Origin of the sequence: Pseudomonas sp. BP8, assembly GCF_017875955.1 — a bacterium.
GTDB lineage: Bacteria > Pseudomonadota > Gammaproteobacteria > Pseudomonadales > Pseudomonadaceae > Aquipseudomonas.
The window spans coordinates 1772329-1791306 of sequence record NZ_JAGINK010000001.1; the positions used below are offsets into that span (position 1 = coordinate 1772329).

At 62.6% G+C, this 18978-nt stretch carries 16 protein-coding genes; 12 read left to right on the forward strand and 4 right to left on the reverse strand.

Going from position 1 to position 18978, the window contains the following annotated elements; genetic code table 11:
* Positions 1 to 98 precede the first annotated feature (98 nt).
* The 5 genes from J3B00_RS07690 to J3B00_RS07710 all read left to right on the forward strand — a co-directional run bounded on the left by J3B00_RS07690 (position 99) and on the right by J3B00_RS07710 (position 5358).
* Positions 99 to 1007, forward strand: coding sequence for a sugar ABC transporter permease (locus J3B00_RS07690; protein WP_209866301.1), 909 nt, complete (start codon positions 99 to 101; stop codon positions 1005 to 1007).
* Positions 1000 to 1845 carry a carbohydrate ABC transporter permease gene (locus J3B00_RS07695; protein ID WP_209866304.1) on the forward strand — a complete coding sequence of 282 codons (846 nt, stop codon included), beginning with the start codon at positions 1000 to 1002 and terminating at the stop codon, positions 1843 to 1845. Before J3B00_RS07690 ends, J3B00_RS07695 begins: the two co-directional genes overlap by 8 nt.
* 3 nt (positions 1846 to 1848) lie before the next feature.
* Positions 1849 to 3003 carry an ABC transporter ATP-binding protein gene (locus tag J3B00_RS07700; RefSeq protein WP_209866307.1) on the forward strand — a complete coding sequence of 385 codons (1155 nt, stop codon included), beginning with the start codon at positions 1849 to 1851 and terminating at the stop codon, positions 3001 to 3003.
* A gap of 90 nt (positions 3004 to 3093) precedes the next feature.
* A complete protein-coding gene (locus J3B00_RS07705; RefSeq protein WP_245362734.1) occupies positions 3094 to 4386 on the forward strand; it encodes a carbohydrate porin in 1293 nt (430 codons plus the stop codon).
* A gap of 117 nt (positions 4387 to 4503) precedes the next feature.
* Positions 4504 to 5358, forward strand: coding sequence for a D-hexose-6-phosphate mutarotase (locus J3B00_RS07710; protein ID WP_209866313.1), 855 nt, complete (start codon positions 4504 to 4506; stop codon positions 5356 to 5358).
* Here the strand turns inward: J3B00_RS07710 and hexR are convergent.
* Positions 5351 to 6214, reverse strand: a complete 864-nt coding sequence (hexR, locus tag J3B00_RS07715) for a DNA-binding transcriptional regulator HexR (protein WP_209874677.1) — start codon at positions 6212 to 6214, stop codon at positions 5351 to 5353. The two genes, J3B00_RS07710 and hexR, sit on opposite strands and share 8 nt — an antisense overlap.
* Positions 6215 to 6424: 210 nt before the next feature.
* Between hexR and zwf the strand changes: the two genes are divergently transcribed.
* From zwf to J3B00_RS07730, 3 genes are read left to right on the forward strand one after another with little or no spacing between them, the layout of a single operon-like run.
* Positions 6425 to 7894, forward strand: a complete 1470-nt coding sequence (gene zwf, locus J3B00_RS07720; protein WP_209866316.1) for a glucose-6-phosphate dehydrogenase — start codon at positions 6425 to 6427, stop codon at positions 7892 to 7894.
* Positions 7881 to 8594: a 6-phosphogluconolactonase gene (gene pgl / locus J3B00_RS07725; RefSeq protein ID WP_209866319.1), complete on the forward strand. Its 714-nt coding sequence runs from the start codon at positions 7881 to 7883 to the stop codon at positions 8592 to 8594. Before zwf ends, pgl begins: the two co-directional genes overlap by 14 nt.
* 17 nt (positions 8595 to 8611) lie before the next feature.
* Entirely contained in the window at positions 8612 to 9286 is a 675-nt protein-coding gene (locus J3B00_RS07730) for a bifunctional 4-hydroxy-2-oxoglutarate aldolase/2-dehydro-3-deoxy-phosphogluconate aldolase (RefSeq protein ID WP_209866322.1), read from the forward strand.
* 413 nt (positions 9287 to 9699) lie between these two features.
* On the opposite strand, the gene leuA is transcribed toward J3B00_RS07730, so the two are convergent.
* From leuA to xseA, 3 genes are all read right to left on the reverse strand, one after another.
* Complete coding sequence (leuA, locus tag J3B00_RS07735) at positions 9700 to 11373, reverse strand: 2-isopropylmalate synthase (protein ID WP_209866326.1); 1674 nt, start codon at positions 11371 to 11373, stop codon at positions 9700 to 9702.
* Positions 11374 to 11829: 456 nt separating this feature from the next.
* Positions 11830 to 12657: a M23 family metallopeptidase gene (locus J3B00_RS07740; protein WP_209866329.1), complete on the reverse strand. Its 828-nt coding sequence runs from the start codon at positions 12655 to 12657 to the stop codon at positions 11830 to 11832.
* A gap of 3 nt (positions 12658 to 12660) precedes the next feature.
* Positions 12661 to 14040, reverse strand: a complete 1380-nt coding sequence (xseA, locus tag J3B00_RS07745) for an exodeoxyribonuclease VII large subunit (RefSeq protein ID WP_209866332.1) — start codon at positions 14038 to 14040, stop codon at positions 12661 to 12663.
* A gap of 322 nt (positions 14041 to 14362) precedes the next feature.
* Here xseA and J3B00_RS07750 point away from each other — a divergent pair, with 322 nt between their 5' ends.
* The 4 genes from J3B00_RS07750 (at position 14363) to guaA (ending at position 18938) form a co-directional block, all read left to right on the forward strand.
* Complete coding sequence (locus J3B00_RS07750) at positions 14363 to 15118, forward strand: sulfite exporter TauE/SafE family protein (RefSeq protein WP_209866335.1); 756 nt, start codon at positions 14363 to 14365, stop codon at positions 15116 to 15118.
* A 50-nt stretch (positions 15119 to 15168) separates the two neighbouring features.
* Positions 15169 to 15720, forward strand: a complete 552-nt coding sequence (locus tag J3B00_RS07755) for a sugar ABC transporter ATPase (RefSeq protein WP_209866338.1) — start codon at positions 15169 to 15171, stop codon at positions 15718 to 15720.
* A 92-nt stretch (positions 15721 to 15812) separates the two neighbouring features.
* Positions 15813 to 17282, forward strand: a complete 1470-nt coding sequence (gene guaB / locus J3B00_RS07760; protein ID WP_209866341.1) for an IMP dehydrogenase — start codon at positions 15813 to 15815, stop codon at positions 17280 to 17282.
* Positions 17283 to 17360: 78 nt separating this feature from the next.
* Complete coding sequence (gene guaA / locus J3B00_RS07765) at positions 17361 to 18938, forward strand: glutamine-hydrolyzing GMP synthase (RefSeq protein ID WP_209866344.1); 1578 nt, start codon at positions 17361 to 17363, stop codon at positions 18936 to 18938.
* Positions 18939 to 18978: the final 40 nt, after the last annotated feature.

Genomic DNA, 18978 nt, shown 5'->3' on the forward strand with positions numbered 1-18978 from the left:
ATCCTCTGTGGATGGCAAGGGCTGCGCCCTTGTTCGCCGGGCAAGCCCGCTCCTGAAGGCGCCAGTGCGCGACATTCATTACTGTAGGTATCGCACACATGAATACCTTGACCGCCCAACTGCGGGCCTCACCCCTGGACGCCTTGCAGCGCTGGTTACCGAAACTGGTCCTGGCGCCGAGCATGTTCATCATCCTGGTGGGGTTCTACGGTTACATCCTGTGGACCTTCGTCCTCTCGTTCACCACCTCGACCTTCCTGCCCACCTACAAGTGGGCCGGCCTGGCCCAGTACCAGCGGCTGTTCGACAACGACCGCTGGTGGGTGGCGAGCAAGAACCTGCTGTTGTTCGGCGGCCTGTTCATCGGCATCAGCCTGGTCATCGGCGTGCTGCTGGCGGTGCTGCTCGACCAGCGCATTCGCCGCGAAGGCTTCATCCGCACCGTCTACCTGTACCCGATGGCGCTGTCGATGATCGTCACCGGCACCGCCTGGAAGTGGCTGCTCAACCCCGGCATGGGCCTCGACAAGCTGCTGCGTGACTGGGGCTGGGAGGGCTTCAGGCTGGACTGGCTGATCGACCCCGACCGGGTCGTCTACTGCCTGGTGATCGCCGCGGTGTGGCAGGCCTCGGGGTTCATCATGGCGATGTTTCTGGCCGGCCTGCGCGGGGTCGATCAATCGATCATTCGCGCCGCTCAGATCGATGGCGCGAGCCTGCCGCGGATCTATTGGCAGGTGGTTCTGCCGAGCCTGCGCCCAGTGTTCTTCAGTGCGCTGATGATCCTCTCGCACATCGCCATCAAGAGCTTCGACCTGGTCGCGGCGATGACCGCTGGCGGCCCGGGCTACGCCTCCGACCTGCCGGCGATGTTCATGTACTCGTTCACCTTCAGTCGCGGCCAGATGGGCATGGGCTCGGCCAGTGCGATCCTCATGCTCGGGGCGATCCTGGCGATCCTCGTGCCTTACCTGTACTCCGAGCTGAGGACCAAGCGCCATGACTGACCGCCTCGACAAACCCGCGATCGGCCTCGGCCGAATCGCCATCCACAGCGTGCTGGCGCTCGCCGTGCTGCTCTACCTGGTGCCGCTGGTGGTAATGCTGCTGACCAGCTTCAAGACCCCGGAAGATATCGGTGCCGGCAACCTGCTGAGCTGGCCGACGGTGGTCACCGGGATCGGCTGGGCCAAGGCCTGGGCGACCGTGAGTGGCTACTTCTGGAACTCGATCATGATCACCGTGCCCGCGGTGCTGATCTCGACCACGATCGGCGCGCTCAACGGCTACGTGCTGTCGATGTGGCGCTTTCGCGGGTCGCAGCTGTTCTTCGGCTTGCTGCTGTTCGGCTGCTTCCTGCCGTTCCAGACCGTGCTGCTGCCGGCCTCGTTCACCTTGGGCAAGCTCGGCCTGGCGAGTACCACCAGTGGCCTGGTGCTGATCCATGTGGTGTACGGCCTGGCCTTCACCACGCTGTTCTTTCGCAACTACTACGTGACCATTCCCGATGCGCTGGTAAAGGCGGCGAGGCTCGACGGCGCGGGTTTCTTCACCATCTTCGGGCGAATCATCCTGCCGATGTCGACGCCGATCATCATGGTCTGCCTGATCTGGCAGTTCACCCAGATCTGGAACGACTTTCTGTTCGGCGTGGTGTTCTCCAGCGGCGATTCGCAGCCGATCACGGTGGCCCTGAACAACCTGGTCAACACCAGCACCGGGGCCAAGGAATACAACGTCGACATGGCCGCGGCAATGATCGCCGGTCTGCCAACCCTGCTGGTCTACGTAGTGGCGGGCAAGTATTTCGTGCGCGGGCTGACCGCTGGCGCAGTCAAGGGGTAAGTCATGGCAACACTCGAACTTCGCAATGTAAACAAGACCTACGGCGCGGGCCTGCCGGACACGCTCAAGGATATTCAGCTGGCAATCGACGACGGTGAGTTCCTGATCCTGGTCGGCCCGTCGGGCTGTGGCAAGTCGACCTTGATGAACTGCATCGCCGGCCTTGAGAGCATCAGTGGTGGGGCGATCCTGATCGACGGTCAGGACGTCAGCGGCATGAGCCCAAAGGATCGCGACATCGCCATGGTGTTCCAGTCGTACGCGTTGTACCCGACCATGAACGTGCGCGACAACATTGCCTTCGGCCTGAAGATCCGCAAGATGCCCCAGGCGGCGATTGACGAAGAAGTGGCACGGGTAGCTAAGCTGCTGCAGATCGAACACCTGCTCACGCGCAAGCCGGGCCGGCTTTCCGGTGGCCAGCAGCAGCGGGTGGCGATGGGTCGAGCACTGGCGCGACGGCCGAAGATCTATCTGTTCGACGAACCACTGTCCAACCTTGATGCCAAGCTGCGGGTCGAGATGCGCACCGAAATCAAATTGATGCATCAACGCCTGAAGACCACCACGGTGTATGTCACTCACGACCAGATCGAGGCGATGACCCTGGGTGACAAGGTGGCGGTGATGAAGGACGGCATCATCCAGCAGTTCGGCACGCCGCAGCAGATCTACAACGATCCGGCCAACCAGTTTGTCGCCAGCTTCATTGGCTCGCCACCGATGAACTTCATTCCGGTACGCCTGACCCGCCAGGACGGGCGCTTGCTGGCACTGCTCGACAGTGGCCAGGCGCATTGTGAGCTGCCGTTGGGGGCTACCCGCGAAGCGCTGGAGGGCCGCGAGGTGATCCTCGGCATCCGTCCGGAACAGATCAGCCTGGGCGCAGCGCAGGGCAACGGCCTGCCGACGATCCGCGCCGAGGTCCAGGTCACCGAGCCCACCGGGCCTGACCTGCTGGTGTTCGTCACCCTCAACCAGACCAAGGTCTGCTGCCGGCTGGCGCCGGACGTGGCCTGCCAGGTCGGTGACAGCCTCAACCTGCAGTTCGATCCGGCGCGGGTGTTGCTGTTTGATGCACACAGCGGCGAGCGCCTGGACCTGTCCAGTGTTGCCAGGCCGCTCAAGGACAACGTGACTCGCTTCAAGGGCCGTTGAAACGTCTGGATCAATAACAAGAAAAGAGGACGCAAAGGGATGGAACATCGCAATCGCATCAAAACATGGGGTTCGCTGGCGTTGCTGGCGATGGTCGGCAGCAGCGGTGCGCAAGCCGCCGAGGCGTTTTCCAGCGAGTCGAAATGGATGACCGGCGACTGGGGCGGGACGCGCACCGAGCTGCTCGACAAGGGCTACGACTTCACCCTCGACTACGTCGGTGAGGTCGCCGGCAATCTCAATGGCGGCTACAACGACGACAAGACCGCACGCTACAGCGACCAGTTCGCGCTCGGCATGGCGCTGGACCTGGAGAAGATCCTCGGCTGGCACGATACTGAGTTCAAGCTGGCGATCACCGAGCGCAGCGGTCGCAACCTGTCCAACGACCGCATCAGCGATCCGCGCGCCGGGCAGTTCAGCTCGGTGCAGGAAGTCTGGGGCCGTGGCCAGACCTGGCGGCTGACCCAGATGTGGATCAAGCAGAAGTACTTCGATGGCGCCCTCGACGTGAAATTCGGGCGCTTCGGGCCGGGTGAGGAATTCAACAGCTTCCCCTGCGACTTCCAGAACCTGGCGTTCTGCGGCTCCCAGGTCGGTAACTGGGTGGGCGGCATCTGGTACAACTGGCCGGTCAGCCAATGGGCGCTGCGGGTCAAGTACAACATCACCCCGGAGTTCTTCGTTCAGGCCGGTGCGTTCGAGCAGAACCCCTCCAACCTGGAGACCGGCAACGGCTTCAAACTCAGCGGTAGCGGCACCAAGGGCGCGATCCTGCCGGTGGAAATGGTCTGGTCACCCAAGGTCAACGGCCTGCCGGGCGAGTACCGGCTGGGTTACTACTACAGCACGGCCGACGCCGAAGACGTCTACGACGACGTCAACGGCAACCCGCAGGGCATCAGCGGTGCCGGCTTCAAGTCGCACTCGAGCAAGCACGGCTGGTGGGTGGTGGCGCAGCAGCAGGTCACCGCGCACAGCAGCGATGCCAGCCGCGGCCTGAGCCTGTTTGCCAACTTTACCGTGCACGACAAGGCCACCAACGTGGTCGACAACTACCAGCAGGTCGGCCTGGTCTACAAAGGCGCGTTCGACGCCCGGCCCAAGGATGACATCGGCTTCGGCATCGCCCGCATCCACGTCAACGACGATGTGAAGAAGCGCGCCGAGCAGCTCAACGCGATGAGCGGGATCAACGACTACGACAACCCGGGCTTCGTCCCACTGCAGCGCACCGAGTACAACGCCGAGCTGTATTACGGCTTCCATGTCACCAACTGGCTGACCGTGCGACCCAACCTGCAGTACATCAAAAGCCCGGGTGGGGTCGATGAGGTGGATAACGCGCTGGTCGCAGGCCTGAAGATTCAGTCGTCATTCTGAGACGAATTGTTGTAAATTTACGCCATCCATTCCCGGCTTCCTGACAACCACTGTCCGCAGTGGTTGTCAGGTTCAGGTCGAGACAGCGCTATCTCAAACAACAAGAGCTTTGGAACCATGCCTGAACATCCGCTACATCGCTTCTTTTGCGCGCAACGGCCCAGGCCGACGTTCGAGTGGGAGCGTTACCAGCAGCGCGATGTGCTGATCATCGATCATCCCCTTTGCCAAGCGGTATTCAGCCGTCAAGGCGCCCAGTTGTTGCACTTTCAGCCAGCGGGCGAACGACCTTGGCTGTGGTGTGCCGAGCAGTGGCCGCAGGTCGGTGCGATCCGCGGCGGCGTGCCGGTATGCTGGCCCTGGTATGGTCGCCACCCCAGTGAAGACCTGTGGCCAGCGCATGGTTGGGCGCGGCTGCTGGACTGGAAACTGGTCGACAGTTGCGAAGATGAACAGGGCGTCAGCCTGAAATGGCAGCTGGACCTGTGCGACTGGCAGGTCGACCTGCATGCCCGGCTTGGCAGCCGCATGGAGCTGAGCCTGAGCACCGAGCACCAGGACAGCGAGCCCTGCCAGTTGAGCCATGCCCTGCTGGCCTACTGGCGCATCAGTGACGTGTCGGAGATAGCGCTGTCTGGGTTGGAGGACATCGATGGCTATGACCGTCTCAGTCGCCAGGCCTGTCGCGAAAATGGTGCGTTGAAGCTCAAGGGCAGTTGCCAGAAGGTCTACCCCGGCACCCCGCGGGTGCAGTTGCACGACCCGGCCTGGCAGCGCGAATTGTGCATCGATACCGGCGACAGTGACGACACCGTGGTCTGGCATCCGGGCAATCGGCCGCTGATGGGCGTCAGCGGGCGGGAAAGTCAGGGCTTTGTCTGTGTCGAAGCCGCCAGCGGCAGCGGCGAGGGCCTGAGCCTGGCGCCAGGGCAGCGCGCGCACCTGAGCTTGCAGGCGCACCGGCTCAATTGAGGTCGTCGTCTTCGATCGGGTAACGGCTGGCGTTGAGGCTCTCCTTGATCTTGCGCAGGTGCGGCTGGAAGTCCACGCCGCGGCGCAGGGTCATGCCGGTAGCGAGCACGTCGAGCACGGTCAGCTGGATGATCCGTGAGGTCATCGGCATGTAGATGTCGGTGTCTTCGGGCAGCGGGATGTGCAGGCTCAGGCTGCAGGCATTGGCCAGCGGTGAGCCGGCGGCGGTCAGGCCGAGCACCGAGGCACCGTTTTCTCTGGCCAGGCGCGCGACTTCGACCAGTTCACGGGTGCGCCCGGTGTAGGAAATGATTACGAACAGGTCACCGGTGTGGGCGACCGAGGCGAGCATGCGCTGCATCAGCACATCAGCGTGGGCCGACACCGCCAGGTTGAAGCGAAAGAATTTGTGCTGGGCATCGAGCGCCACCGGCGCCGAGGCGCCGAGGCCAAAGAAGTGGATCTGCCGGGCCTGGATCATCATGTCCACGGCGCGGCTGATCTGTTGCGGATCGAGCTGCTGGCAGGCACTGTCGAGCGAGGCGATGGCGCTGCCGAAGATCTTCTGGGTGTAGGCCGCTGGATCGTCATCGGCTTCGACCGCGCGGCTGACATAGGCGGCGCCGCTGGCCAGGCTCTGCGCCAGTTGCAGCTTGAGCTCGGGATAACCGCTGACACCGAACGAGCGGCAGAAGCGGTTGACCGTCGGCTCACTGACCTTGGCCGCCTGGGCGAGGGCGGCGATGCTGAAGCGAGTGGCTTGTTGCGGGTTGAGCAGGATGACTTCGGCGACTTTGCGTTCGGCCTTGTTCAGCTCGTCGAGGCGTCCCTGGATCTGTTCCAGGAGGTTGCGCACGCGGTCCATGGTATGTCCTTGGGTCGAGAAGACAGCCGGCTGGGGTTGCAGCAGGCTTTTTGCAGGGTTGTCTATCGTACTGTCGGCAGGGTGGATCTACCACTTGTCTGTCACACTTGTCGGTAATGTTGTTGTTTTTACTACATTGATACTTGAAAAGCGCGTTAGAACGCGATATTCCTAGGCCAACTTTAGGAAAGAACCAACATCATGGCTGCGATCAGTGTTGAACCTTGCACCTTTGCCCTGTTTGGCGCCCTTGGCGACCTGGCACTGCGCAAGTTGTTCCCCGCGCTCTACCAGCTCGACCGTGCCGGGCTGCTGCATGCCGATTCACGCCTGCTGGCGCTGGCCCGCGAGGCCGGCGACAGCGAGCAGCACCTGGCCAACATCGAGGCGCAGTTGCGCCGTTATGTGCCGGATGCAGACCTCGAAAGCGCTGTACTGGGGCGTTTCCTGGCGCGGCTGAGCTACCTGCACCTGGACTTCCTTCAGCCCGAGGGCTATCTGGCCCTGGCCGAACAGGCTGCGCCCGGGCTGCCGCTGATCGCCTATTTCGCCACGCCAGCGGCGGTCTACGGCGCAATCTGCGAAAACCTCGACAAGGCCGGCCTGGTCGAGCGCACCCGTGTGGTGCTGGAAAAGCCTATTGGTCACGATCTTGAGTCATCGCGGCGGGTCAATGACGCGGTGGCGCGGTTCTTCCCGGAAAGCCGGGTCTATCGGATTGACCATTACCTGGGCAAGGAGACCGTGCAAAACCTGATTGCCCTGCGCTTTGCCAACAGCCTGTTCGAAACCCAGTGGAACCAGAATTCCATCTCCCATGTGGAGATCACCGTCGCCGAAAAAGTCGGCATCGAAGGCCGTTGGGGCTATTTCGACAAAGCCGGCCAGCTGCGCGACATGATCCAGAATCACCTGCTGCAGCTGCTCTGCCTGATTGCCATGGACCCGCCCAGCGACCTCTCTGCCGACAGTATTCGCGATGAGAAGGTCAAGGTGCTCAAGGCCCTGGCGCCGATTACCGGCGAGGCCTTGAGCACCGCTGTGGTGCGTGGTCAGTACATCGCTGGCTACAGCGATGGCAAGCCGGTGCCGGGTTACCTGGAAGAAGACAACGCCAACGCGCAGAGCGATACCGAGACCTTTGTCGCCCTGCGCGCCGACATTCGCAACTGGCGCTGGTCGGGCGTGCCGTTCTACCTGCGTACCGGCAAGCGCATGCCAGGCAAGCTGTCGCAGATCGTCATCCACTTCAAGGAAACCCCGCACTACATCTTTGCCCCGGAACAGCGTTTGCAGATCGGTAACAAGCTGATCATCCGCTTGCAACCGGACGAAGGTATTTCGTTGCGGGTGATGACCAAGGAGCAGGGCCTGGACAAGGGCATGCAGTTGCGCAGCGGCCCGCTGCAGCTGAATTTTTCCGATACCTGGCGCAGTGCGCGGATCCCGGATGCCTACGAGCGCTTGCTGCTCGAAGTGATGCGCGGCAACCAGAACCTGTTCGTGCGCAAGGACGAGATCGAATATGCATGGAAATGGTGCGACCAGCTGATCGCCGGCTGGAAGAACACCGGTGAAGCGCCCAAGCCGTACGCGGCTGGGTCGTGGGGGCCGATGAGCTCGATTGCACTGATTACACGAGACGGGAGGTCTTGGTATGGCGATATCTGAACTGCAACTGCCAGACGTTGTGAAAACCCATCGGCTGGCCGATTCCAATGCTCTGGCAACAACGCTTGCGCGCGACGTCGCCGAGCGTCTGCGCCAGGCCATTGCGGCCAAGGGCCAGGCCTGTGTGGTGCTGTCCGGTGGACGTAGCCCGGTGCCGTTCCTCGAACAGCTTGCGGCCGAACCACTGGACTGGTCCAAGGTGACGGTGAGCCTGGCCGACGAACGCTGGGTGCCGGTCGAGCATGCCGACAGCAATGCCGGGCTGCTTGGCCGTCATCTGCTCAAGGGGGCTGCGGCCAAGGCGCGCTTTGTCGGTATCTATCAGAACGCCGCCAACCTCGACGCTGCTGCCGAACTGGCTGATCAGGCCCTGGCCGAGCTGCCGCCGATCGACGTGCTGGTGCTGGGCATGGGTGACGATGGCCATACCGCCTCGCTGTTCCCGGCCAGTCCGCTGCTGCGTCAGGGTCTGGCCAAGGTCTCTGAGCGCCGCGTGCTGCCGATGCTGGCGCCCAGCGTGCCGCACCAACGCTTGTCGATGACCCGCGCATTGCTTGCCAGCGCCGCCTTCATTGCCCTGTCCGTGCAAGGCACGGGCAAACTCGCTACCCTGCGCGCCGCGCTGGAGGGCGACGACCCAACCGAAATGCCGATTCGCGCCTTTCTTCACGACCCCCTGGACATCTACTGGTGCCCATGAGCCAAGGATCCACTGTCATGACCACCCTAGAACGCCCACAGCCGTTGCTCTCGATGGCCGAAAAAACCGCCCGGATCGATGCGATCTGTGGCCAGGCGCGCATCCTGCCGGTGATCACCATCGCCCGCGAGCAAGATATCTTGCCGCTGGCCGATGCCCTGGCCGCTGGCGGTATCCGCACGTTGGAAGTGACCCTGCGCTCCGAGCATGGCCTGAAGGCTATCCAGGTCCTGCGTGAGCAGCGTCCGGAGTTGTGCATCGGTGCCGGCACCGTGCTTGATCGCGGCATGTTTGCTGCAGTGCAGGCGGCGGGTGCGCAGTTTGTGGTTACCCCGGGGATTACTCCGGACATTCTCGAGGCGGGTGTCGACAGCGATATTCCGTTGTTGCCGGGGATCAGCACGCCTTCGGAAATCATGATGGGCTATGCGCTTGGTTATCGTCGGTTCAAGTTGTTTCCGGCGGAGATCAGTGGTGGCGTGGCGGCGATCAAGGCTTTTGGCGGGCCATTTGGGGATATTCGCTTCTGCCCGACTGGCGGGGTGAATCCGGCTAACGTGCGTAACTACATGGCGCTGGCCAATGTGATGTGCGTGGGGGGGACCTGGATGCTTGATAGTAGCTGGATCAAGAACGGTGATTGGGGGCGGATTACCGAGTGCAGTGCGGAGGCGATGGCGCTGCTGGATTGATCTGAATTTGTTGTGTGCTTTACGGCTTATGGGGCGCTTGGTCGGCGCCCCTTTTTTTTTCAGGGATTGCTGGGGATGATGGGGTAGGGCATGGGGGGTGGGGGGTTATCCATTTGATGTGGTGGGTTTTCTGGCCCTTTCCGTTCTTATGGCCATCCCTTTCAAGGTCTTTGAAATTTAGTCTGGCTTGAGTGAGCCGGGTGCGCAGCGCCCCCGGCATTGCTGGCCTACATGATGAAATCCGAAGTTAACGCAAAGACCTTGAAAGGGATGGCCGTAAGGGCGGAAGGGGCCAGAAAATCCACCACATCAAATGGATAAGCCCACAATTCCTACCCCCCAAAAATCCGTAAAGAACCACAAAAAAGCCCGCATCAATCGATGCGGGCTTTTTTGTACAAAGGTTCAGCCGATCAGGCCGCCTTCGCCTCCTGCTGGCTCAGCGACCGATTCAGTGCGCTGAACAGCGCCTTGAAACTCGCCGTGGTGATGTTCTCATCGATGCCCACACCATGCACCGGACGCCCGCCAGCCACACGCAGCTCGATGTACGCCGCGGCCTTGGCATTGGTACCGGCACCAATCGCGTGCTCGTTGTAATCCATGATCTCAACGGCAATCGGCAGGCCGGCAACCAAGGCCTCCAGGGCGCCATTGCCCTTGCCACGCCAGTGCAGGGTAGTCTCGCCTTCACCCGCGACTTCCACTTCCACCGCGCTGTTGCCGTTCTCTTCCTGCAGGCGATGGCTGACCAATGCATACGGGCTGTTGGCCTGCAGATACTCTTTGTGCAGCAGACCATGGATCTGCTGGGCGGTCATTTCCAGGCCGAGACGGTCGGTCTCGCCCTGAACCACCTGGCTGAACTCGATCTGCATGCGGCGCGGCAGGCTGATGCCGTATTCCTGCTCGAGCAGGTAGGTGATGCCGCCCTTGCCCGACTGGCTGTTGACGCGAATGACCGCCTCGTAGCTGCGGCCAATGTCGGCCGGGTCGATCGGCAAGTACGGCACTTCCCACAGCTCGGTGTCCTGGACCTTGGCGAAGCCTTTGCGGATCGCGTCCTGGTGCGAGCCGGAGAACGCGGTGTGGACCAGGTCGCCCACATACGGATGACGCGGGTGCACCGGCAACTGGTTGCACTCTTCGACCACCTTGCGCACGCCGTCGATGTCGGAGAAGTCCAGTTTCGGGTCGATACCTTGGGTGTAGAGGTTCAGCGCCAAGGTCACCAGGTCGACGTTACCGGTCCGCTCGCCATTGCCGAACAGGCAGCCTTCGGCGCGGTCGGCACCGGCCATCAGGCCCAGCTCGGTGGCGGCGATGCCGGTGCCACGGTCGTTGTGGGTGTGCAGGCTGATCAGCACGCTGTCGCGGCGGTTGACGTTACGGCAGAACCATTCGATCTGGTCGGCATAGACGTTCGGCGTCGACACTTCAACGGTGGCTGGCAGGTTGAGGATGATCTTGTGCTCAGGCGTCGGGTTCCATACCTCGATCACGGCGTCGCAGACTTCCTTGGCAAACTCCAGCTCAGTGGCGCTGAACGTCTCTGGCGAGTACTGGAAGGTCCAGTGGGTCTCTGGCTGCAGGGCGGCATACTTGACGAACAGCTTGGCCGCGTTCACCGCGATGTCCTTCACGCCTTGCTTGTCCTGGTTGAAGACGATGCGGCGGAACGACGGGCTGGTGGCGTTGTACAAGTGAACGATGGCCTTCTTGGCCCCGCGCAGCGACTCGAAGGTACGTGCGATCAGGTCTTCGCGGGCCTGGGTCAGCACCTGGATGGTGGTGTCGTCCGGGATGTGGCCGTCTTCGATCAGGGTACGCACGAAGTCGAAATCGGTCTGCGAGGCAGACGGGAACGACGCTTCGATTTCCTTCACGCCTACCTGGACCAGGGTCTTCCAGAACCGCAGCTTCTTCTCCGCGTCCATCGGCTCGATCAGCGACTGGTTGCCATCACGCAGGTCCGAGCTGCACCAGATCGGCGCTTCGGTGATGGCCTTGGACGGCCAGGTGCGGTCCGGCAGGTCGATGGTCGGGAAGGCGCGGTATTTCTTCGAAGGGTCTTTGAGCATGGTCATGGAAGTAGTCCTTTGATGTGCGGCCGAGATCGGGCCTGCCGAACGATAACGAGATGAAAAGGCGAGGCGACGCGATTCACCCTGGTAGTCGTGCACTGACCAGGCAGAGGCTGCGGTGTTGACGGAGCAGAATGAGGGTGGTGGAGGTTTTCATGGGTTCAACCCTAACCAGAGCGGTGAGGGATGGCAAGTGCTCTCAAAAAATTGAGATAAATGCTTAAAAAAAACAGTTTTGCGAGATTTTATCGCGATATTTTTATTGGGGGTTTGTTTGGGTTGCGTGGTGGTTTTGGATGGCGCAACTGTCGGCTCATGGGGTCTGCAGGTTTGGCCTCTTCGCGGGACAAGCCCGCTCCTACAGGGGCCGCGGCGCTGTTTGCCCCTGTGGCGGACGCGAAAGGCAGGGCGCTGCTGGACACTGTGGGAGGGGGGGGCCGCGAAAAAGCGTGGCGGGGGTCAGGGCTGGAACGCGCCGATAAAGATCGCCGGGTCTACGCGTGCATCGTTCAGGCTGACGTTCCAGTGCATGTGCGGCCCGGTCGCTCGGCCAGTCGAGCCTACCCGGCCCACCACTTCCCCTCGGCGCAGTTGCTGTCCGGGTTTCACGTCGATCTTCGACATATGGCAGAACATGCTGATAAACCCTTGGCCATGGTCGACGAATACGGTTTGGCCATTGAAGAAGTAATCGCCGATGAGGATCACCTTGCCGTTGGCCGGGGTCTTGATCGGGGTGCCGGCTGGTACCGCAAAGTCGAGCCCGGCGTGGGGGTTGCGCTCTTCACCGTTGAAGAAGCGCCGCACGCCGAACTTGCTCGACAGCGGGCCACTGACTGGTTTGTCGAGGATCAGGTTGCTCGGCAGGTTGGGGCTGAAACTGCGGTAGGCCTTGATCTGCTCGGCAAGCTCGCGGTCGATGCGCTTGAGGTCAGCCGGGTTCGGATTGACCTGACGCTTGTTCTTTAGGGTGATGTGCTGCTCAGGGTACTTCTTGCTGGTGACTGTGAAGGGCAGGTTGCGAGCGCCTTGAGTCAGCGTCGCAGTGCCCGGTTTCTGCGTCAGCGGGATGCCGACGATGGCCAGCCAGGCATCCTGCTCCTTGACCACCAGCACCGGCTTGCCGTCGAAGCGGGCATCCGGCGCAGTGGCGCCGGGCCCCAGGTCGACCACGGCAACGCCGCCCGGTACCGGTTTGTTGAGGGTGCGGGTGATGTAGCTGGCCTGAGCGCCGGAGGCCAGCAGCACCAGGGAGAGGGCAAGCAGAGGGGCGAGCAGTCGCGGCATGTGTCAGTCCAGTAGCGAAAGGGTGACCGGAGTCTGGTGGTTGTCCTCGACCCGCACCTGCAGCTCGCCTTCGTTGAGGCGAGCGGTCAGGCGTTGGCCGTTGCGGGTCTGGGCGGCGCTGCGGATGGCCTGGCCACGGTCATCGAGGAGGATGCTGTAGCCGCGCGCCAGGGTCGCCAGCGGGCTGACCACTTGCAAGGTCTGCAACTGGGCCTGGAAGCGTTGGCGGCGGTCTTTGAGCACCTCGCGCATGGCCCGTGGCAAACGCTCGGCGAGGCTGTCCAGGCGCTGCCCGAGCAGCTTCAGGGTGCGCCCTGGGTGCTGCGCCGCCAGCCGTGTGTCGAGTCGCTCCAGGCCTTGGTGGCGTTGCTTCAGGTTGAGCATGAAGGCGCGGCGCAGGCGCATGTCCAGGTCGTCCAGGCGCTGCGCTTGCTGGCGCAACCGCTCGCCCGGATGGCGCAGGCGCCGGGCCAGGCCTTCGACGCGCAGGCGGTCATGGCTCAGGCGGTTCTGCATGCGCAGCAACAGCCGGCGCTGCAGGCCTTCAAGGCGCAACTGCAGGCCGCTGCTGTCCGGCGCCAGCAGTTCGGCAGCGGCGGACGGCGTGGGCGCACGCACGTCGGCAACAAAATCGCTGATCGACACGTCGGTCTCATGGCCTACGGCACTGACGATCGGTGTTACGCAGGCGGCCACGGCGCGGGCCACGGCCTCTTCGTTGAAGCACCAGAGGTCTTCCAGCGAGCCGCCGCCGCGGGCCAGGATCAGCGCGTCGTAACCGCGGCTGTCGGCCAGGCGCAGGGCACGCACGATCTGGTTGATCGCTTCGCGACCCTGGACTGCGGTGGGGATCAGGTTCAGCTCGACCTGCGGCGCGCGACGGCGAAACACGCTGATGATGTCGCGGATCACCGCGCCGGTGGGCGAGGTAATGATGCCGATGCGTTGCGGGTGGGCGGGCAGCGCTTGCTTGCGTTCGGTACTGAACAGGCCCTCGGCGCCGAGCTTTTCCTTCAGCGCCTCGAACGCCAGGCGCAGCGCGCCGTCACCGGCCGGTTCGACGGTATCGAGGATCAGTTGGTAATCACCGCGGCCCTCGAACAACGAGACCTTGCCGCGCACCCGCACCGCAAGGCCGTCGCGCAGGGCCTGGCGCACGCGTGTGGCGTTCTGCCGAAACAGCGCACAGCGCACCTGGGCGCCGCTGTCCTTGAGAGTGAAGTAGATGTGCCCGGAGGCTGGACGGGCCAGGTTGGAGATCTCGCCCTCCACCCAGACATTACGGAACACGTCCTCGAGCAGCACGCGGGCGCGGCCGTTCAGTTGGCTGACGGTGAGGACCTCGCGGTCGAGGCCGAGTCGTTCGAAAGGGTCTTTGATCATGCTGGGCATCATAAAGGACACGGCGAAGGGATGCACCGTGCCTTGCACCGAACTCAAGCAGGTGCGGTCTCTGTGGGAGCGGCCTTGTGTCGCGAAATGAGGGCGAAGCCCTCACCGGCATCACACATCGGGATTGTGTGTGGTTGTGAGTCACCGGGTGAGGGCTACGCCCTCATTTCGCGACACAAGGCCGCTCCCACAGGGGGCGCGCAGGCCTCAAAACTGGCGTTGTGCTTGTGGGCGCGGCATTGTGTCGTGAAAGTGCTGCAAAGCGGCCCCGCCGGTCGGCTAACCTTCCCCGATCCCTTCTGGAATCCAGCGCATGTTTGCTGAACTGTCGTTTTCCACGCTCGATTGGCTGCCCATCCTGCTCGGCGTCGGCGTGGCGTATATCGTCTTTGGCATCGCCGGCTTCGGCACCGCGCTGGTGGCCGGGCCGGTGCTGATCCACTTCATGCCGCTGGCGAAGATCATCCCGCTGCTGGTGTTGCTGGATTTCGTCGCCGCCTTCGGCAATTGGCTGCCGGCGCGCAAGGCCGTAGCGCGTGACGAGTTGCTGCGCCTGCTGCCGTTCATGGCGGTGGGTTGCACGCTGGGGGTGATCTTCCTGCTCCAGCTCAAGTCGGATCTGTTGCTGTTGCTGATGGGCCTGTTCGTTACTGGCTATGCGCTCTACAGCCTGGCGGTAAAGGTTCGCCCCGCGCGGCTGCACGGCGCCTGGGCCATCCCGATGGGTACGGTAGGCGGGCTTTTTGGCGCGTTGTTTGGCAGTGGCGGCTTTCTTTACGCGATCTATCTGAACGCGCGACTGGAGGCCAAGGAACAAGTCCGGGCCACCCAGAGTGCGCTGATCAGTTGCAGTACCGTGGTGCGCCTGTCGCTGTTCCTGATTGCCGGTGTCTACGCCGACACCGGCTTGTTACTGCTGGCGGCTTGCCTGTTGCCAGTGATGTTCATCGGCCTCTGGGTAGGCCGGCGGCTGACCTTGAAACTGTCGCGCGAAACCTTCGTGCGGTTGGTGACCTGGCTGGTACTGGCCAGCGGGCTGGCGCTGATTGGTCGCTACCTGAGCGGCTGAGCAGGCGGTAGAATTGGCAGATTACCAAAGCCCCCAGGCCTGCCTTGTTCATGAACACCCAGAGCATCATCGTCCCCAAACTGTCCACTGTCCCGGTGCATGAGGCCCGTGCCCGGGCGATCCTGCGCTGGCTGGTGCGGGAAAAGATCGTCGAGGAGCAACTGACTACCTGTGGTCGCACCGGCAACCGTATGGGCTATGCCTTGGCTGCGGGGGCGCGCAAGATTGCCCTGCACCCGGAAAAGCTGCCGTTCGACCAGCCGGTCAACGGCCTCGAAGTGATGCTCAAGCGCTGCATCTATACCCCCACCGAAGGTTTTCTCGAAGAAGCCGGCTGTCCGGAGTGCCGCCGCGAGGTCGGCGAACCGCTGTTCGAGAGCCTGGAGGAGTGGATGCCCGGGGTCAGCGACAACTTCACCTGCCCGCTGTGCGCCTTCGAAGACGACATCAATGGCTTTCTGTTTTTGCAGCCATGTGCCTTTTCCAACCTGGGGTTCATCTTCAACAACTGGGGCGAGGCCGGTTTTACCCCGGCCTTTCTCGCCGCCTTTGCCGACTGGCTCGACCAGAAAGTGACGGTTGTGCAGGTAAAACTGCCATAGGCCTGACCGAAGGCCCTTATTTTGCATTGAGCGGCGCGCCGTGCATGAGTATAATGGCGCGCTTCCATTTTTCCCGCCCGGGAGCCCCCGCGATGCTGCGTATCAGCCAAGAAGCCCTGACCTTCGACGATATTCTCCTTGTACCTGGTTACTCTGAGGTACTGCCTAATGAAGTCAGTCTCAAGACCCGTTTGACCCGTGGCATCGAGCTGAACATTCCGCTGGTTTCCGCCGCCATGGATACCGTGACCGAAGCACGCCTGGCCATCGCAATGGCCCAGGAAGGCGGCATCGGCATCATCCACAAGAACATGACCATCGAGCAGCAGGCCGGCGAAGTTCGCAAGGTCAAGAAGTTCGAGGCTGGCGTGGTCAAGGACCCGATCACCATCGAAGCCGACGCCACCGTGCGCGACCTGTTCGACCTGACCCGCCTGAACAACATCTCTGGTGTGCCAGTGCTGGCGAACGGCGACCTGGTCGGTATCGTCACCTCGCGTGACGTGCGTTTCGAAACCCGCCTGGATGCCTTGGTGCGCGACGTGATGACGCCTAAAGAGCGTCTGGTCACCGTGCGCGAAGGCGCCGACAAGAACGAAGTGCGCGAGCTGCTGCACAAGCACCGCCTCGAAAAAGTCCTGATCGTCGATGGCAACTTCAGCCTCAAGGGCATGATGACCGTCAAGGACATCGAAAAAGCCAAGGCCTACCCGCTGGCGAGCAAGGACGACCAAGGCCGTCTGCGCGTCGGCGCTGCCGTCGGTACCGGCAAGGACACCGGCGAGCGCGTAGCCGCGCTGGTTGCCGCTGGCGTTGACGTGGTGGTGGTCGACACTGCTCATGGCCACTCCAAAGGCGTGATCGATCGCGTGCGCTGGGTCAAGGAAACCTACCCGCAAGTGCAGGTGATCGGCGGCAACATTGCCACCGGTGCTGCGGCCAAGGCCCTGGCAGACGCCGGCGCTGACGCCGTCAAGGTCGGTATCGGCCCTGGCTCGATCTGCACCACGCGTATCGTCGCCGGTGTCGGCGTGCCACAGATCAGCGCCATCGCCAACGTCGCCGCTGCCCTCGAAGGCACCGGCGTACCGCTGATCGCCGACGGCGGTATCCGTTTCTCGGGTGACCTGTCCAAGGCCATCGTCGCTGGCGCTTCGTGCGTCATGATGGGTTCGATGTTCGCCGGTACCGAAGAGGCCCCGGGCGAAGTCGAGCTGTTCCAGGGTCGCTCGTACAAGGCTTACCGCGGCATGGGTTCGCTGGGTGCCATGGCGCAGGCGCAAGGTTCTTCGGACCGTTACTTCCAGGATTCCTCGGCCGGTGCCGAGAAGCTCGTCCCGGAAGGTATCGAAGGCCGTGTGCCGTACAAGGGCGCGCTGGCAGCGATCATCCACCAGCTGATGGGCGGCCTGCGTTCGTCCATGGGCTACACCGGCAGCGCGACCATCGAAGAGATGCGCACCAAGCCGGAGTTCGTACGCATCACTGGTGCCGGCATGGCCGAGTCCCACGTGCATGACGTGCAGATCACCAAGGAAGCGCCAAACTACCGCGTAGGTTGAGGCTTCCAGCATCACTAGCAAGCGGGGCTGTTACGACAGCCCCGTGTCGTTTCCGATTTCCACTGACGAGATTGAGTCATGGCCCTCGACATTCACGCTCACCGCATCCTGATCCTCGATTTCGGTTCCCAGTACACCCAGCTGATCGCCCGCCGCGTGCGCGAGATCGGTGTCTACTGCGAACTGCACCCGTTCGACATGGACGATGAAGCGATCCGCGAATTCAACCCGCGCGGCATCATCCTCGCTGGCGGCCCCGAGTCGGTCCACGAAGCCAACAGCCCGCGCGCACCGCAGGCCGTATTCGACCTGAACGTACCGGTGCTGGGCATCTGCTACGGCATGCAGACCATGGCCGAGCAGATGGGCGGCAAGGTTGAAGGCTCCGAGCTGCGCGAATTCGGTTATGCCCGTGTTGACGTAGTCGGCAAGAGCCGCCTGCTCGACGGCATCGAAGACCACATCGACGACGACGGCGTATTCGGCCTCGACGTCTGGATGAGCCACGGTGACAAGGTCACCAAGATGCCAGCCGACTTCCATGTCCTGGCCAGCACCCCAAGCTGCCCGATCGCCGGCATGTTCGACGACAAGCGTGGCTACTATGGCGTGCAGTTCCACCCTGAGGTGACCCACACCAAGCAGGGCGGTCGCATCCTGTCGCGCTTCATCCTCGATATCTGCGGCTGCGATGCGCTGTGGACCCCTTCGAAGATCGTCGAAGACGCCATCGCCCAGGTACGTGAGCAAGTTGGTACTGCCAACGTCCTGCTGGGCTTGTCTGGCGGTGTCGACTCTTCGGTCGTTGCTGCGCTGCTGCACCGCGCCATTGGCGACCAGCTGACCTGCGTGTTCGTCGACAACGGCCTGCTGCGCCTGCACGAAGGCGAGCAGGTGATGGCCATGTTCGCCGAGAACATGGGCGTCAAGGTGATCCGCGCCAACGCTGAAGCCCAGTTCCTGGGTAACCTGGAAGGCGAAGCCGACCCGGAGAAGAAGCGCAAGATCATCGGCCGCACTTTCATCGACGTATTCGATGCCGAAGCCAGCAAACTGGACAACATCCAGTTCCTCGCCCAGGGCACCATCTACCCGGACGTGATCGAGTCGGCTGGCGCCAAGAGCGGCAAGGCCCACGTGATCAAGTCGCATCACAACGTCGGTGGCCTGCCAGAGGAAATGAACCTCAAGCTGGTCGAGCCGCTGCGTGAGCTGTTCAAGGACGAAGTGCGCAAGATCGGCCTCGAACTCGGCCTGCCGTACGACATGGTCTACCGCCACCCGTTCCCGGGCCCGGGCCTGGGTGTGCGTATCCTGGGTGAAGTGAAGAAGGAATACGCCGACATCCTGCGTCGCGCCGACCACATCTTCATCGAAGAGCTGCGCAAGGCTGACTGGTACCACAAGACCAGCCAGGCCTTCGTGGTGTTCCAGCCGGTGAAATCGGTGGGTGTCGTGGGCGACGGCCGTCGCTACGCCTGGGTCGTTGCCCTGCGTGCCGTCGAGACCGTGGACTTCATGACCGCGCGCTGGGCACACCTGCCGTACGAGCTGCTGGAGACTGTCAGCGGCCGCATCATCAACGAGATCGAAGGGATCTCGCGGGTGACCTACGACGTGTCGAGCAAGCCGCCTGCCACCATCGAGTGGGAATAAGCTGAACCGCAAGGGCGCCGAGAGGCGCCCTTGTTGTATC